At 74.3% G+C, this 16,090-nt stretch carries 12 protein-coding genes; 10 read left to right on the top strand and 2 right to left on the bottom strand.

Annotated elements, in window-relative coordinates; all coding sequences use genetic code 11:
• Positions 1-62 precede the first annotated feature (62 nt).
• On the bottom strand, positions 63-2,417 hold the full coding sequence (locus tag ASG41_RS21395) for a (Fe-S)-binding protein (protein WP_056300438.1): 2,355 nt from the start codon (positions 2,415-2,417) through the stop codon (positions 63-65).
• Positions 2,418-2,649: 232 nt separating this feature from the next.
• Here ASG41_RS21395 and ASG41_RS21390 point away from each other — a divergent pair, with 232 nt between their 5' ends.
• The 10 genes from ASG41_RS21390 to ASG41_RS21345 all read left to right on the top strand — a co-directional run bounded on the left by ASG41_RS21390 (position 2,650) and on the right by ASG41_RS21345 (position 15,123).
• Positions 2,650-3,747 carry a diguanylate cyclase gene (locus ASG41_RS21390; RefSeq protein ID WP_056300436.1) on the top strand — a complete coding sequence of 366 codons (1,098 nt, stop codon included), beginning with the start codon at positions 2,650-2,652 and terminating at the stop codon, positions 3,745-3,747.
• A gap of 209 nt (positions 3,748-3,956) precedes the next feature.
• Positions 3,957-5,828, top strand: coding sequence for a molecular chaperone DnaK (dnaK, locus tag ASG41_RS21385; RefSeq protein ID WP_056300424.1), 1,872 nt, complete (start codon positions 3,957-3,959; stop codon positions 5,826-5,828).
• Positions 5,825-6,622 (top strand): nucleotide exchange factor GrpE, encoded by a 798-nt coding sequence (grpE, locus tag ASG41_RS21380; protein WP_056300421.1) that lies wholly within the window; start codon positions 5,825-5,827, stop codon positions 6,620-6,622. The genes dnaK and grpE overlap by 4 nt, the downstream gene beginning before the upstream one ends.
• 121 nt (positions 6,623-6,743) lie before the next feature.
• Positions 6,744-7,973, top strand: a complete 1,230-nt coding sequence (locus ASG41_RS21375; RefSeq protein ID WP_056300418.1) for a DnaJ C-terminal domain-containing protein — start codon at positions 6,744-6,746, stop codon at positions 7,971-7,973.
• A gap of 106 nt (positions 7,974-8,079) precedes the next feature.
• Positions 8,080-8,439, top strand: coding sequence for a heat shock protein transcriptional repressor HspR (locus ASG41_RS21370; protein ID WP_235565005.1), 360 nt, complete (start codon positions 8,080-8,082; stop codon positions 8,437-8,439).
• A 56-nt stretch (positions 8,440-8,495) separates the two neighbouring features.
• Positions 8,496-9,047 carry a MarR family winged helix-turn-helix transcriptional regulator gene (locus ASG41_RS21365; RefSeq protein ID WP_235564989.1) on the top strand — a complete coding sequence of 184 codons (552 nt, stop codon included), beginning with the start codon at positions 8,496-8,498 and terminating at the stop codon, positions 9,045-9,047.
• A 156-nt stretch (positions 9,048-9,203) separates the two neighbouring features.
• Complete coding sequence (locus tag ASG41_RS21360; RefSeq protein ID WP_056300411.1) at positions 9,204-9,710, top strand: MarR family winged helix-turn-helix transcriptional regulator; 507 nt, start codon at positions 9,204-9,206, stop codon at positions 9,708-9,710.
• 64 nt (positions 9,711-9,774) lie between these two features.
• Positions 9,775-11,598 carry an MDR family MFS transporter gene (locus ASG41_RS21355; protein ID WP_082557211.1) on the top strand — a complete coding sequence of 608 codons (1,824 nt, stop codon included), beginning with the start codon at positions 9,775-9,777 and terminating at the stop codon, positions 11,596-11,598.
• 541 nt (positions 11,599-12,139) lie between these two features.
• Positions 12,140-13,888 carry an SLC13 family permease gene (locus ASG41_RS21350; RefSeq protein ID WP_200939172.1) on the top strand — a complete coding sequence of 583 codons (1,749 nt, stop codon included), beginning with the start codon at positions 12,140-12,142 and terminating at the stop codon, positions 13,886-13,888.
• A 41-nt stretch (positions 13,889-13,929) separates the two neighbouring features.
• Positions 13,930-15,123, top strand: a complete 1,194-nt coding sequence (locus ASG41_RS21345) for a glycerate kinase (RefSeq protein ID WP_056300407.1) — start codon at positions 13,930-13,932, stop codon at positions 15,121-15,123.
• Here the strand turns inward: ASG41_RS21345 and ASG41_RS21340 are convergent.
• Positions 15,107-16,090 carry a tripartite tricarboxylate transporter substrate binding protein gene (locus ASG41_RS21340; RefSeq protein WP_056300726.1) on the bottom strand — a complete coding sequence of 328 codons (984 nt, stop codon included), beginning with the start codon at positions 16,088-16,090 and terminating at the stop codon, positions 15,107-15,109. The genes ASG41_RS21345 and ASG41_RS21340 overlap by 17 nt on opposite strands.

Here is a 16,090-nt window from a genome sequence, read left to right as displayed (position 1 = left end):
CCTCCGGACGCAGCAGAGCCCCGGGGACCGTGGTCCCCGGGGCTCTGCCGACGTGCGGTGGGCTACTCGGCCGGGGCCGCACCCGGGCCGGACTGGCCCTGCTGGGTCTCCCCGTGCTCGGTGCCCTGGGGCGCCGTGCCGCGGTCGGTCGGGCCCTCGGAACCCGGCGTGGGTCCGGACTGGGTGCCCGCCGCGGCGGCACCCACCGGCGCCATCGCGCGCAGCAGGATCTGGCTGACGTCGAGGACCTCGACGTGCTCGGCCGCCTCGCCCTTCTCCTTCTTGGTGTTCACCGCGTCGCTGAGCATCGTGATGCAGAACGGGCAGGCGGTGGAGATGACGTCGGGCTCGAGCTCGAGGGCCTCCTCGGTGCGGTTCATGTTGATCCGCGTCCCGATCTTCTCCTCCATCCACATCCGCGCACCGCCGGCGCCGCAGCAGAACCCGCGGTCCTTGCAGCGGTGCATCTCCTGGGTGCGCAGGCCCTGGACGCTGTCCAGGATCTCCCGCGGCGGCGTGTAGACCTTGTTGTGCCGACCCAGGAAGCACGGGTCGTGGTAGGTCACCTTGCGGTCGATCGGGGTGACCGGCACCAGCCGGCCCTCCTCCACGAGCTGGCCCAGCAGCTGGGTGTGGTGCACGACGTCGTAGTCCCCGCCCAGCTGGGGGTACTCGCGGTTGATCGAGTTGAAGCAGTGCGGGCAGGTGGCCACGATCTTGCGGCGGCCGGTCTCCCGGCCCTCGAAGACGGTGTTCAGCGTCTCGACGTTCTCCGCGGCCAGCTGCTGGAAGACGAACTCGTTGCCCATCCGGCGGGCCGGGTCACCGGTGCAGGTCTCCCCCGAGCCCAGCACGGCGAACTCCACGCCGGCGGTGTGCAGCAGCTCGGCGACGGCCTTGGTGACCTTCTTGGCCCGGTCGTCGATGGCCCCGGCGCAGCCCACCCAGAACAGGTACTCGACGTCGTCGTCGATGGCCCCCTCGACCTGGCGGACCTCGAAGTCCATGTCCTTCATCCACTCGTCCCGGGTGGACGGGCTGACGCCCCACGGGTTGCCGCGGTTCTCCAGGTTGCGCAGCATCACGCCGGCCTCGGAGGGGAAGCTGGACTCGATCAGGGTCATGTAGCGGCGCATGTCCATGATGTGGTCGACGTGCTCGATGTCGACCGGGCACTGCTCGACGCAGGCGCCGCAGCTGGTGCAGCTCCACAGCACGTCGGGGTCGATGACCCCGCCCTCCTCGAGCGTCCCGACCAGCGGCCGCTCGGCCTGCGCGTCGTTGGTGCCCTGGATGCGGGCGAACCCGGAGTACCAGGTCTGCTCCTCCGAGGGCGCCTCCGGCGTCATCGTGGACTCGCCGCCATCGCTGTCGCCCTTGCCGTCACCGACGGTGCGGGCGCCGACCAGGTAGGGCGCCTTGGCGTAGAGGTGGTCCCGCAGGTCCATCACGACCATCTTCGGGGACAGCGGCTTGCCGGTGTTCCAGGCCGGGCACTGGCTCTGGCACCGCCCGCACTCGGTGCAGGTGGTGAAGTCCAGCATCCCCTTCCAGGTGAAGTCCTCGATCTTGCCGCGGCCGAAGGTCGCGTCCTCGTCGGGGTCCTCGAAGTCGATCGGCACGCCGCCGGAGGTCATCGGCTGCAGCGGGCCCAGCGCGACGGAGCCGTCGTCCTCGCGCTTGAAGTAGATGTTGAAGAAGGCGCTGAACCGGTGCCAGGCCACGCCCATCGTCAGGTTGCGGGCGATCACGATCAGCCAGACCAGGCTGACGACGATCTTGACGAAGGCGATGACGCTGACCAGGTCGGGGCTGTCGGGGAAGAGGTTGGACAGCGCCGAGCTGACCGGGTGCGACCAGCCGGGGGCGTCGTCGATGCCCGAGGCGATCTTGGCGGCCCGGATGGACAGGATGCACAGGCCGATGACCAGCACGACGGCCTCGACGAAGTAGCCGCGGCCCTCGTTGGAGCCGGTGAAGCGCCCGTTGCGGCCGGTGCGGCGGGGGTGGTCCTTCTGCCGGATGACGATCAGCACCAGGATGCCGATGACCGTGCCCAGGCCGATGACGTCGACGAAGAGGTTCCAGACGCCCCAGTTGCCGATCAGCGGCAGGTGGAAGGTGGGGGAGAAGACCTCGCCGAAGGCCTCGACCAGGGTGAGGAACAGGCCGTAGAAGCCCACCATCACGAACCAGTGCGCGGCGCCGATGGTCGACCACTTGAGCATCCGGGTGTGCCCCAGGGACTCCACGGCCAGGTTCTTGAGCCGGGGGACGACGGGCCCGAACCGGGTGCCGTCGGCCTGCCCGGTCTTGATGACGGCGAGCATCTTCCGCACCGCCTGGGTCGCCAGCACCACGGCGACGACGAGCAGCAGCACAGCGAGCGTGCCCAGGACGATCTGCAACGGGCCCACGAGACTCCCTCTCCCCCCGGCGGTCGACGACGACCCCGGGAACTGGCGCGGACACTAGCCGAGCGCACCGACATGCTACTGGCGAGTAACCGGGCTCCCGGGGGTCTGCCCGGGGTGTCCGCGGGAACCGGGGGCGCTTTGCCCTGCGCTCCCGGGCGTGCCAACCTGTCGCGACCGCTCACGCCCGTGCTGATCCCCCAGCCCGGCCGGGGCCGGCAGGGGAGGCGACGACGTGCGCGGGGAGGTGCGTCGCCGGGTCTACCTCGCCATCGCCGTCGTGGGTCTGGCCGGCTGTGCCTGGCAGATCGCCTCCGGGGGCTCCTCGGACGTCGAGCGCCGGGTCTCCTTCCCCCTGCTGGCGCTCTTCCTGCTCTCCGCCGTCGCCGTGCTGGTGTGGGCCCCGCGCCGGATCCGCTACGTCGAGGTCGGCGGCTACGTCACGGTGGCCGGGGTCTGGCTGACCACGATGGGCGTGCAGCTGGCCGAGGCGCCCAGTGACGACGCCGCCTGGGCCTCGTTGTTCCCCGGGGTCTTCGCCAACCTCTGCCTGCTCGTCGTGCTGGCCCACCTGTGGTTCGACACCCGGTGGGCTCTGGTGGCCTCGCTGCTGGCGCCGGCGGCGGCGATGGTCATCGGACTGGTCCGCTTCGTGCCCGCCCAGCCCGGCAGTCGGGGGTACGCGGCCGAGCTCGTCGCCGCGCTGGGCTACGTCGCGGTGCTGGCGATGCTGGCCTTCCTGATGGCCCGCAGCAAGGAGGCGCTGGCGCTCAGTCGTGCCGAGGCCGCGCGGCTGCACACCCTCGCGCACACCGACGAGCTGACCGGGCTGCCCAACCGCCGCAGCCTCATCGACGCCCTGCGCGGGGCCGTGCAGGACCGCCGGGAGGGTGGCTCGACGGCCGTCGTCCTGTTCGACCTGGACCGCTTCAAGGCGGTCAACGACCGGTACGGCCACGACGTCGGGGACCTGGTCCTGCAGGGCGTCGGCGACGTCGTCCGGCGCTCGCTGCGCACCGGCGCGGTCTTCGGCCGGTGGGGCGGCGAGGAGTTCCTGGTCGTCGTGCCCCGTGCCGACCTGGCGGCCGGGGAGGCCGTCGCCCAGCGGTTGCGTCGCGACATCTCCGAGCACGAGTTCCCGGGCGGGCTGGCCATGACGGCCAGCTTCGGCGTGAGCGTGGTCACCGACGCCGACTCCGTGGACGCCGTGCTGGTGCGGGCCGACCGGCTGCTCTACGTGGCCAAGGAGGGCGGCCGGGACCTGGTGGTCAGCCGGATGCCGCGGCCCCGTCCCGGTTCCGAGGACCTCGACGGGCTGCCCACCGGGCGCTGAGCGTCCGGTCCGGCCCCGGGGTCCCCGGCGCACACCCCGCCCGCCGGGGTGACCGCCGGGAACACCCGCGGGGGGTCTGCCGTTAGGGTGGGCAGGAAAGTTGAGCGGCCCCGGCGCAAGGCATGTGTGAACCACCGCCGGCCCGGGCACCGCGAGACCACCGGACCCGCACGAACCCCGCAGTCCCGAACGGAAAGGCCTCTTCCTCCATGTCACGTGCAGTCGGCATCGACCTCGGCACCACCAACTCCGTCGTCGCCGTCCTCGAGGGTGGCGAGCCCACGGTCATCGCCAACTCCGAGGGCTCGCGGACGACCCCCTCGGTCGTCGCCTTCGCCAAGAACGGCGAGGTCCTGACCGGGCAGTCGGCCAAGAACCAGGCCGTCACCAACGTCGACCGCACCATCCGCAGCGTCAAGCGCGAGATGGGCACGACGTGGAAGACCGACGCGATCGACGGCAAGAACTACACGCCGCAGGAGATCAGCGCCCGCGTCCTGCAGAAGCTCAAGCGCGACGCCGAGACCTACCTGGGTGAGCCCGTCACCGACGCCGTCATCACGGTGCCGGCCTACTTCGAGGACGCCCAGCGCCAGGCCACCAAGGAGGCCGGTGAGATCGCGGGCCTCAACGTCCTGCGCATCGTCAACGAGCCCACCGCCGCCGCGCTGGCCTACGGCCTGGACAAGGGCGAGACCGAGCAGACCATCCTGGTCTTCGACCTCGGTGGCGGCACGTTCGACGTCAGCCTGCTGGAGATCGGTGACGGCGTCATCGAGGTCAAGGCCACCGCCGGTGACAACCGCCTCGGCGGCGACGACTGGGACCAGAAGGTCATGGACCACCTGGTCAAGACCTTCAACGCCAGCAACGGCATCGACCTGTCCAAGGACAAGCTGGCCATGCAGCGCCTCCGCGAGGCCGCCGAGAAGGCCAAGATCGAGCTGTCGGGCGCCCAGTCGACCAACGTCAACCTGCCCTACATCACCGCCGGCGCCGACGGCCCGCTGCACCTGGACGTGACGCTCACCCGCGCGGAGTTCCAGCGGCTGACCCAGGACCTGCTGGACCGGGCCAAGGCCCCGTTCAACCAGGCCGTGCGCGACGCCGGCATCACCGTCGGCCAGATCGACCACGTCGTGCTCGTCGGTGGCTCCACCCGGATGCCCGCCGTCTCGGACCTGGTCCGTGAGCTGACCGGTGGCAAGGAGCCCAACAAGGGCGTCAACCCCGACGAGGTCGTCGCCGTGGGTGCCGCGCTGCAGGCCGGTGTGCTCCGCGGCGAGGTCAAGGACGTGCTGCTGCTCGACGTCACCCCGCTGTCCCTGGGCATCGAGACCAAGGGCGGGATCATGACCAAGCTCATCGAGCGGAACACCACGATCCCGACCAAGCGCTCGGAGATCTTCACGACCGCCGACGACAACCAGCCCTCGGTGCAGATCCAGGTCTTCCAGGGCGAGCGCGAGATGGCCGCCTACAACAAGAAGCTCGGCATGTTCGAGCTGACCGGCCTGCCCCCGGCCCCCCGCGGTGTCCCGCAGGTCGAGGTCGCCTTCGACATCGACGCCAACGGCATCGTGCACGTCCACGCCAAGGACCTGGGCACGGGCAAGGAGCAGTCGATGACGATCACCGGCGGCTCGGCGCTGCCCAAGGACGACATCGCCCGGATGATGGCCGACGCCGAGGCCCACGCCGAGGAGGACAAGAAGCGCCGCGACGAGGCCGAGACCCGCAACCTGGCCGAGTCCCTCCAGTACCAGACCGAGAAGTTCCTGGCGGAGAACGGCGACAAGATCCCCGAGGACAAGAAGGAGGAGCTCGGTGCGGCGCTGACCGACCTGCGCTCCGCCCTCGGTGGCTCGGACACCGCGGCGATCAAGACCGCCCAGGAGAACGTCGCCCGGATCTCCCAGGAGGTCGGCGGTGCCCTCTACGCCCAGCAGGCCGAGAACGCCGCCGGTGCCGAGGGCCAGCCCGGCGCCGCGGGTGCCGCCGGGTCTGCGGGCGCGACCCCGGGCAACGACGACGACGTCGTCGACGCCGAGATCGTGGACGAGGACACCGACAAGAAGTGAGCGACCGACCGCAGGACGAGGAGACCCCGCGCGTCGTCATCCGTGACAGGCGCAGGATCGACCCGACCAGCGGCCAGGCCCGGCAGCCGGCCGGCGCGTCCCCCGCGGACGTGCCGGCCGGCACCGCCGGACCCGGTGCCCAGGCCCCCGGGTCGGACACCCCCCAGCACGCACCGACGGCCACCCCAGGGGAGCAGATGAGCGAGCAGACCGGACCCGAGGTCGACCAGCCCGACGCGGTCGCCACCGAGGTGCCCACCGAGCAGTCGGCGGCGTCCACCGAGCAGTCGGGGACGTCGGCCGAGCCGCAGACCGAGGACGCCCGGCAGCTGGCCGAGCGCACGGAGGACCTGCAGCGGGTCAGCGCCGAGTACGCCAACTACCGGCGGCGGGTCGACCGCGACCGCGCCCTGGTCGTCGACCAGGCGGCCGAGCGGTTCGCCGGTCAGCTGATCCCGGTCGTCGACGACATCGAGCGGGCCCGGGAGCACGGGGACCTGACGGGGGCCTTCAAGGTCGTCGCCGACCGCGTGCTGGGCCTGCTGGACGGTCTCGGCGTCACCACCTTCGGTGCGCCGGGCGACCCGTTCGACCCGGCGCTGCACGAGGCCGTGCTGCACGACTCGTCGGCCGAGGTGACGGTCCCGACCGCCACCACGGTGCTGCGCCCGGGCTTCCGGCGCGGCGAGCGTGTGCTGCGCACCGCGATGGTGGGGGTGACCGACCCGGAGAACCCGGCGCCGGTGGCCCAGCCGTCCGAGCAGGCCGCGGACGGCGACCAGCCCGCGAGCTGACCCACGGGTCGACGGCCGGGGCGACGCCACGTCGCCCCGGCCGCACCCGTCGGTACGCGCCCGCGGGCAGCAGCACCGGCACCAGCACCGACACTCGGACCGAGCAGGGAGGGGGCGCCCGATGAGCACCCGGGACTTCATCGAGAAGGACTACTACGCCGCGCTGGGCGTCGCGAAGGACGCCGACGCCGCCGCCATCAAGAAGGCCTACCGCGCGCTCGCCCGCGACCTGCACCCGGACAAGAACCCGGGCAACGCCGCGGCCGAGGCCCGGTTCAAGGACGTGTCCGAGGCCTACGACGTGCTGTCGGACCCCAAGCGCCGCGGCGAGTACGACGAGGCCCGCCGGCTGTTCGGCTCCGGGGGCTTCCGTCCCGGTGGCGGCGGCGGGGGCTTCCCGGGCGGCTTCCCCGGCGCGGCCGGTGGGAACCAGCCCTTCGACCTCGGCGACCTGTTCAACCAGGGCGCCGGCCGGGCCGGTGGAGCCGGCGGTGCCGGCGGCATCGGCGACCTGTTCGGTGGCCTGTTCGGCAACGCCGGCGGAGGTGGCGGAGGAGCCCGCAGCCGCAGCCAGGCCGCCTCGGGCCCGGCCCGCGGCCAGGACGTGGAGACCGAGGCGACGCTCGCCTTCGACGAGGCCGTCCTCGGGGTCACCGTCCCGCTGCGCATGCAGAGCCCGGGTTCCTGTGCGACCTGCCACGGCAGTGGTGCCAAGCCCGGCACCAGCCCGCACACCTGCCCGGTCTGCCACGGCGCCGGGGTGACCAGCCGCAGCCAGGGCGCGTTCGCCTTCTCCGAGCCCTGCCGGGAGTGCCGCGGCAGCGGCTCGGTCGTCGAGGACCCCTGCCCCACCTGCAAGGGCAGCGGGATCACCGACCAGACCCGGACCATCACCGTCCGGATCCCGCCGGGGGTCAAGGACGGCCAGCGGATCCGGCTGGTCGGCAAGGGTGCTCCGGGCCGCCGCGGTGGACCGGCCGGCGACCTCTTCGTCGTCGTGCACGTCTCGGGCAGCGAGCTGTTCGGGCGCAGCGGGGACGACCTCACTCTCGAGGTGCCCATCACCTTCGCCGAGGCGACGTTGGGCACGGCCCTGACGGTGCCGACGCTGGACGCCAACGTGTCCCTGCGGGTGCCGCCGGGCACGGCGAGCGGCCGGACCTTCCGGGTCCGCGGCCGGGGCGTGCAGGGCAAGGCGAAGGCGGGTGACCTGCTGGTGACGGTGACCGTCGCGGTGCCCACGACGCTGACCCCCGGCGCCCGCGAGGCCGTGGAGAAGCTGAGTGCCGAGCTCGTCGAGGACCCCCGGCCGCGGGTGACGACCGCGGTCCGCGGCGGGAGCCCCTCGTGAGGGGGCCGGTGACCCGTCGGGGGAGGGCGGTCCGGTGAGCGAACCCCGGTCGGTGGCCGAGGACGCCCCGGTCTTCGTCATCTCCGTCGCCGCCGAGCTGGCCGGCATGCACGCCCAGACACTGCGCCAGTACGACCGGCTGGGCCTCGTCCGCCCGGGTCGCACCGCCGGGGGCGGACGCCGCTACAGCCCCCGGGACGTCGCCCTGCTGCGCGAGGTCCAGCGGCTGAGCCAGGAGGACGGCGTCAACCTGGCCGGCATCAAGCGGATCATCGAGCTGGAGTCCCAGGTCGAGGCGCTGCAGGAGCGGGTGCACGAGCTGCTCGCCGAGCTCGACGGCGCACAGCGTCGGGCGATGGCCGCGGAGTCCGCGGTGGCGGCCGGGTTCCGGCCCGACCTCACCCACCCGGTGCCCGGTTCGGCCCTCGTCGTCTGGCGGCCGCGGCCACCGCGGGGCGCCCGGTGACCACCGGCACGGGCGCTGTCGGGAACCCACCGCAGGTCGCAGACGTGGAGGACAACGTGAGCGCACAGCAGACCGCCGCCGGGACGACCGTCGACCGCGACCCCGCCGGGTCCCGGCCCGGCGACGAGCTGGACGCGCACGCCGCCTACGTGATGCTCGAGCGCGAGGTGGCGCTGCTGCTGCGCCGGGCGCGGGCCATCCACGGCCGGCTGGCCAGTGAGCTGCACCGCGGGCTCGACGGCGCCGCCTACGGCCTGCTGGTGCTGCTCGACGACGCCGGCCCGCTGCGCGCCAGCGACGTCGTCACCCGGCTGGGGCTGGACAAGTCCACGGTGAGCCGGCAGGTGGCCTCGCTGGTCGACCTGGGCCTGGTGGACCGGGCCGCGGACCCCGACGACGGCCGGGCGCAGGTGCTGTCGACCTCCGAGGAGGGCCACCGCCGGTTGTCCGAGATTCGGGACGCCCGCCGCTCCCGCTGGGAGACCGACCTCGCCGACTGGCAGACCCGGGACGTGGCCACCATGGCCGAGCTGCTGGGCCGGTTGAACCGGCTCGGGGAGGCCCGTGAGGCCCAGGCCTCGCAGCAGTCCGTCCAGCCCGAGGGCTGACCCGGCACCGCACCAGCCAGTACGACAGCAGGCCCGGCCGACTCGGCCGGGCCTGCTGTCGTCGTGGGGTGCCGGGGTTCACAGCGGGTGCAGTTGCAGACAACAACCAACTGACAGAAGATGGTTGAGGTCTACAAGCAACGCAGGAGGCACCCCGTGGGCATCACGCAGGACACCACCGACCGGCTGACCGCCGGCATGGGCCAGCTGCTGCGCGTGGGCCGGCAGCTCTCGCACCGCGCCGCCCACGAGCTGTACGGCGACCTGCCCTCCTTCGGCTGGGCCGTGATGGCGCCGCTGGAGATCTCGGGGGAGCAGCGGCTCAGCACGCTGGCCTGCAGCCTCGGTGTCGACGTGTCCGTCGCGAGCCGGCAGGTGGCGGCCCTGGAGCGCTCGGGGTACGTCCACCGTCGGCCCGACCCGCAGGACGGCCGGGCCAGCCTCATCTCGTTGTCCGCCGAGGGCACCGCCGCCCTGCAACGCACCCGCAGCGTGCGCGGCCAGTGGGCCCAGGCCGCCCTCGCCGACTGGACCGAGGAGGAGGCCGCGCAGCTCACCCGCCTGCTGGAGCGGCTCACCACCGACCTCACCACCGACCTCGCCGCCACCGACAGGGCCGCCACCGACCGGGCTGCCACCGATCGAGCCACCGCACCCGGCTGACCGGGCGCCGGCCCGCCCGGCGCGCCCAGCCCCCACCCCTCCGCACCACCCGGGAGAACCCAGCATGGCCAGCACCACCACCGAGCGGACCGTCTCGGGGAAGACCCCCGCCGCCGCGCCCGCGGTCGAGCAGCAGGGCCGGATGACCCACCGGCAGATCCTGGAGGCCCTGTCCGGGCTGCTCCTGGCGCTGTTCGTGGCGTTCCTGTCCTCGACGGTCGTCTCGAACGCCCTGCCCACGATCATCACCGACCTGCGCGGCAGCCAGAGCCAGTACACCTGGGTCGTCACCGCGACGCTGCTGGCCAGCACCGCCTCCACCCCGATCTGGGGCAAGCTCGCCGACCTGATGAGCAAGAAGCTGCTCATCCAGATCGCCATCGTCGTCTTCGTCGTCGGCTCGATGCTCGCCGGACTCGCGCAGTCGGTGCCCACGCTGATCGGCTGGCGCGTGCTGCAGGGCCTGGGCCTGGGCGGCCTGCAGGCGCTCGTGCAGATCGCGATGGCCGCGATGATCAGCCCCCGTGAGCGCGGCCGGTACTCCGGCCTGCTGGGCGGCGTGATGGCCGTGGCGACCGTCGGCGGCCCGCTGATCGGTGGGCTGCTGGTCGACACCAGCTGGCTGGGCTGGCGCTGGTGCTTCTTCGTCGGCGTCCCGTTCGCCGTCGTCGCGCTGGTGCTGCTGCAGCGCACGCTGCACCTGCCCACCGTCAAGCGCGACGTCACCATCGACTACCTGGGCGCGGCGTTCCTGACCGCCGGCGTCTCCGCGCTGCTGATCTGGGTCACCCTGGCCGGGGACACCTTTGCCTGGATGTCGCTGGAGACCCTGCTGATGGTCGGCGGCGGGCTGCTCGCCGTCGTCGCTTTCGTCGTCACCGAGATGCGCGCGAAGGAGCCGATCGTCCCGCTGCGGCTGTTCCGCGACCGGACGACGACGCTGGCGATCATCGCCTCGGTCGCCGTCGGCGTCGCGCTCTTCGGCTCCACGGTCTTCCTGGGCCAGTACCTGCAGATCTCCCGGGGCTACTCGCCGACCGCGGCCGGCCTGCTGACCATCCCGATGGTCGGTGGCCTGCTCGTCTCCTCCACCGCGTCGGGGATCCTGATCTCCAAGTACGGGAAGTGGAAGGCCTACCTGGTCGCCGGGTCGGTGCTGGTCGCCGCCGGGTTCGGCCTGCTGTCGACCATCGACCACACCACGGACATGGTCCTGCTCGGGTTCTTCCTCGCCGTCCTGGGCCTGGGCATCGGCATGACGATGCAGAACCTGGTGCTCGCCGTGCAGAACACGGTTGCGGCCTCGGACCTGGGTGCCGCGAGCTCCGCGGTGGCCTTCTTCCGCAGCCTGGGCGGCACCATCGGCGTCTCGGTGCTGGGCGCCGTCCTCAGCGCCCGGGTGACCACGCTGATCACCGACGGGCTGCCCGCCGGCGCGGCCGGTCAGGCCGGCGGTGGGGACGTCGGACTGGCGACGCTGAGCACCGCGCCACCGGAGATCCAGGACCTGATCCGGGTCTCCTACGGCGACGCGACCGGCCGGATCTTCCTGATCGCTGCGCTGCTGTCGGTCATCACGTTCCTGGCCGTGGTGTTCATCCGCGAGGTCGCGCTGCGCACCGAGAGCGGCGACGAGCGGATGGCCTCCGGCGACCGGGTGCTCGACCCGACCCAGGAGCCCGCCGAGCAGCACCGGGCAGCCCGGCCGGCCGAGGGCAGCACCGCCGACGTCGACGCCCAGCTCGCCGGACGGCACGCCGTCGGCGGCGGGGAGGCCCCAGAGCAGCCGGTCCGGGTCACCGAGTTCACCGGCATCGAGCTGGAGGACCAGCACGGCCGGCACGAGTCCGACGCCGGCGCCCACGAGCGGGCCGACGCCCGCCGCTGAGCCCGGCCGCAGCACCGCGAGGCCCGTCCCCACCCGGGGGCGGGCCTCTGGTCGTCCCGGGGAGGGGGACCAGCGCCGCCCGGAGGAGGGGGACCAGCGCCGCCCGGAGGAGGGGGACCAGCGCCGCCCGGAGGGGGGACCAGCGCCGCCGCCGGGGACGGGGCACGGGCGGTCCGGGCGCGGGCGCGGTGCGGGTGCGGGTGCGGGCGCGGGCGCGGGCGCGCAGCCTGGTCGTGGCTGCGCGCCCACACCGACGTCCGCGCGACCGTGCCGGCCTGGACGCGCACCCGGGCCGGTGGTGCGCGTCCAGGCCGGTGACGGCCGGGACGAGGCCGCGTGAGCGCGCACCCGGGCGGTCGCCGCGCGCCTGCGCGGGGGCCGCGCGCCTGTGCGGTGACCCGCGCACCCGTGACCCGCGCACCCGCGCACCCGTGACCCGTGACCCGTGCGCCCCTGACCGCGCGCACCCGCGACGCCGGGATGAGAGGACTGCCACCCGGGTCTCACGGAGGGCACCGGAGCGCCGGACACCGTTCACGTCGTGTCCACCTCCACCGCCGCCACGGACGAGCTGCCGACCCTCGCCGACCGCACCCGGCCGATGGCCGTGGCCGCCGAGCAGGCCGCCCCCGGGCAGGCCACCGAGCAGGCCGCCACCGAGCAGGCCGACCCGGCGCAGGCCGCCCTCGAGCACACAGGGCCCGCGCAGGCCGGCACCGACCAGCCGACCGCGCAGCAGCCACTGGTCGGCCCCGCCCGCCGACCGGGCACCCGGGTCACCACCCCCGGCGCCCGGCTCATCGCGCTGCGCGTCCGGCTCACCGCGCAGCGCATGAGGCTCACCGCCCTGCTGGCCCGGGCCGCCGCTCTGCTCGTGGGCCTGCGCGGCCGCGACCTGGTCGGCGTCGGGCTGCTGGCCGGGGTGCTGCTGGCGGTGCTGGCCGGCCGGGTCACCGGTGGGCTGACCGGCCCGGCCGCCCTGGTGCTGGCGGTGTTCGCCGTCGCCACCTGGGCCTGGATCGCCACCGACCTCGACGACACCGCCGTCGCGCTGGCCGCGGCACTGGTGCTGGCACTGACCGGGGTGCTGCCGGCCGACGAGCTGTTCGCCAGCCTGGGCTCCGACGTCGTCTGGCTGCTGGTCGCCGCCTTCGTGGTGGGCGTCGCCGTCGCCGCCTCCGGGCTGGCCGACCGCGCCGCGAGCCGGCTGCTGACCCGGGCCCGCAGCCCGCGCGGACTGGTGCACCTGACGACCCTGGCGCTGGTCGCCACCACGTTCGCGGTGCCCTCCACGTCGGGGCGGGCCGCGCTCGCGCTGCCGGTGTTCCTCGCTCTCGCCCGGGTGCTGCGGGACCGACCCCAGCTGGTGCGGGGGCTGGCGCTGCTGGTGCCCACCGTCGTGCTGCTGTCCGCGGTCGGCTCGCTGCTGGGCGCCGGCGCGCACCTGGTCACCAGCGCCGTGCTCACCGAGGCCACCGGTGAGGGCGTGTCCTTCCTGCGCTGGGTGCTGCTGGGCCTGCCGCTGGCGCTGGTCAGCTCGCACCTGGCCGCCGAGGTCGTGCTGCTGCTGAGCACCGACCGCGCCGAGCGGGCCACGCCGCTGCGGGTGTCGGCCGCCGAGCTGTCCGCCGAGGTCGGCACCCCGGCCGCGCTCACCCGGGAGGAGCGCCGGGTGCTGGGGCTGCTCGCGGTCGTCGTCACGCTGTGGTGCACCGAGGCGCTGCACGGGCTGTCCCCGGCGCTGGTCGCCCTCGGCGCCGCGCTCGTCGTCACCGCCCCCGGCTTCGGGCGCACCCGGCTCGGGGACGCGCTGGTCCAGGTGCCGTGGTCGCTGCTGCTGTTCCTGGCCGCCACCCTGGCGCTGGGTTCCGCGCTGGTCGGCTCCGGCGCCGCTGCCGCACTGGCCGGGGTCGCCATCGGCCCGGCCACCGGCTCACCGGTCGCCTTCCTGGTCGTGGTGGTCGTCGTCTCCACCGCCGCGCACCTGGTCATCGCCTCGCGCACCGCCCGTTCGGCCGTCCTGGTCCCGCTGGTGGTGGCCCTCGCGCCGGTCGCCGGGGTCGACCCGGTCGCGGCCGCGATGGCCTCGACCGCGGCCGCCGGGTTCTGCCACACGCTGCCCGCCTCCGCGAAGCCGGTCGCCGTCTTCGCCCGGGTGCAGGGCGTGCCCACCTACGGCCCGCGCGAGCTGCGCCGGCTCTCGGCCGTCCTCGGCCCGCTCACCGCCGCGCTCGTCGTCGCCTTCTCCCTCGTGGTCTGGCCGGTCCTCGGCCTCCCCCTCGCGCCCTGAAGCCCCCCGCCCCCGACCACCCAGAACGAAGGAGCCCCACCATGTCGATCACCCGCGTGCTCGTCGCCCCCAGCGGTTTCAAGGAGTGCCTGGACACCGGCGAGGTGGCCACCGCCATCGCCGAGGGCGTGCGGCGGGTACTGCCCGACGCCGTCATCGACCGGGTCCCCCTGGTGGACGGCGGGGAGGGCTCGGCCGCCGCCCTGGCCGCGGCCACCGGCGGGCACCTGCTGCCGTGTGGGGTCACCGGCCCGGTCGGCCTCCCGGTGACCGCGCACGTGGCGGTGCTCGGCGGCTCCTCGCGGGGCACCGTGGTGCTGGACATGGCCTCGGCCGCCGGGCTGGCACTGGTCCCGCGGGACCGGCGCGACCCCACGGCCACCACCACCGCCGGGGTCGGCGAGCTGGTGCTGGCCGCCCTGGACACCGGCTGCCACCGGGTCGTCGTCGGCTGCGGGGACTCCGGCACCAGCGACGGCGGTGCCGGCGCCCTGCAGGCCCTCGGCGCCCGGCTGCTGGCCGCCGACGGCCGGGCGCTGGGCCGGGGTGCCGCCGCCCTCGGTGAGGTCGCCGACGTCGACCTGTCCGGGCTGGACCCCCGGCTGGCCGACGTCGAGCTGGTGGTCGCCGGGAACCTGACGAACGTGCTCACCGGCCCGCGCGGGGTGGCCCGGGTGTTCGGCCCGCAGAAGGGTGCGACCCCCGAGCAGGTCGAGCAGCTGGCCGCCGGTCTGGAGCGCTGGGCGGCGGTGCTGTCCCGGGTCAGCGGCCGGGAGCTCGCGACGCTCCCGGGCAGCGGCGCCTCCGGCGGGCTGGGCGCGGGGCTGGCCGCGATCGGCGCCGAGCTGGCCTGCCGGTTCGACGTGTTCTTCGACAGCCGGCTCGCCGGCGCCCGGCTCGACGAGCTCATCGCCGCCGCCGACCTCGTCGTCACCGCGGAGGGCCAGCTGGATGCCCAGACCCCGCGCGGCAAGGTGCCCGCCGAGGTCGCCCGCCGCTGCCGGGCCGCCGGCACCCCGGTGGTGGCCCTGGCCGGCACGCTGGGCGAGGGCTGGCCGGCGGTCTACGACCTGGGCATCGGTGCGGTGGCCAGCATCGTCACCGGGCCGATGACCCTCGCGCAGGCGATGACGGACGCCGCGCCGCTGGTCACCGGGGCGGCCGAGTCCCTGCTGCGCACCGTCCTGCTGGGTGAGCAGCTGCGCGCCGTCCCGGTGCTCAGCGCAGCTGCGTGAGGGTGTCGTCCACCAGCTGCTGCTGTCCGGTGAGGAAGGCGGCGAACTCCGGGCCGGTGAGCAGGGCGTCGGTCCAGGAGTTCGTGGTCAGCGCGGCCCGCCACTGCGGGGTGTCGTGCAGGGCGAGGACCAGGTCGGTCAGCCGCCGGACCTCCGCCTCGGTCAGGCCGGGCGGGGCGACCAGGCCACGCCAGTTGCTGAACACGACGTCGATGCCCAGCTCGCGCAGGGTCGGGGCGTCCACCGCGCGCACCCGCTCGGCGCCCGTGGTGGCCAGCGCCCGGACCTCGCCGCCGGCCAGCTGGTCGGCGAACTCCGCGTTGCCCGACAGCGCCACCTGCACCTGCCCGGACAGCAGGGCGGGCACCAGGTCCCCGCCGCCGTCGAAGCCCAGGTAGTCCACGTCCGCGGGGGCGATGCCGAGTGCTGCGGCCAGCCGCAGCGCCAGCAGGCTGTCCGGGCCGGCCGGTGCGGACCCGCCACCGACGACGAAGGACGCGGGGTCGGCGGTCCAGGCGGCGACCAGGTCGTCCATCGAGCGGTAGGGGGAGTCCGCGGCGACCAGGACCGCGCCGGACTCCTCCAGCAGCCGCGCCACCGGGGTGACGTCGGCGACCGTGGTGGGCACCTCCCCGGCCCGGGACGCCGCCAGCAGGCCCAGTCCCATGCTCATCAGCAGGTCCCCGTTGCCGGCCTCGCCGGACAGCCGGGCCAGCCCGACCGTCCCGCCGGACCCGGGCAGCTGGAAGACCTCCACGCCCTCGGCCAGGCCGGTCTCCTCCAGCACCCGCACCGCCGTCCGGGCGGTGACGTCGTAGCCGCCCCCGACCGTGTTGGGCACCATGACCCGCAGGTCGGTGACGGGGTCGCGACCCCCGCTGCACCCGGTCAGCACGGCCAGGACGACGAGCAGTCCGGCCACGGCGCGCATGGCGCCCATGGTGGCCCACGACACCGGGAGGGCCAT

Origin of the sequence: Modestobacter sp. Leaf380 (assembly GCF_001424485.1) — a bacterium.
GTDB lineage: Bacteria > Actinomycetota > Actinomycetes > Mycobacteriales > Geodermatophilaceae > Klenkia.
Note: the sequence above shows the minus strand (reverse complement) of the source record. Positions and strands in the feature narration are given on the sequence as shown.

What these genes read in the sequence shown, in the direction of transcription:
- dnaK (WP_056300424.1), top strand. Translation starts at nt 3,957, where the DNA reads ATGTCACGTGCAGTCGGCATCGACCTCGGCACCACCAACTCCGTCGTC.
- ASG41_RS21375 (WP_056300418.1), top strand. Translation starts at nt 6,744, where the DNA reads ATGAGCACCCGGGACTTCATCGAGAAGGACTACTACGCCGCGCTGGGC.
- ASG41_RS21370 (WP_235565005.1), top strand. Translation starts at nt 8,080, where the DNA reads ATGCACGCCCAGACACTGCGCCAGTACGACCGGCTGGGCCTCGTCCGC.
- ASG41_RS21355 (WP_082557211.1), top strand. Translation starts at nt 9,775, where the DNA reads ATGGCCAGCACCACCACCGAGCGGACCGTCTCGGGGAAGACCCCCGCC.
- ASG41_RS21345 (WP_056300407.1), top strand. Translation starts at nt 13,930, where the DNA reads ATGTCGATCACCCGCGTGCTCGTCGCCCCCAGCGGTTTCAAGGAGTGC.
- ASG41_RS21340 (WP_056300726.1), bottom strand. Translation starts at nt 16,090, where the DNA reads ATGGCCCTCCCGGTGTCGTGGGCCACCATGGGCGCCATGCGCGCCGTG.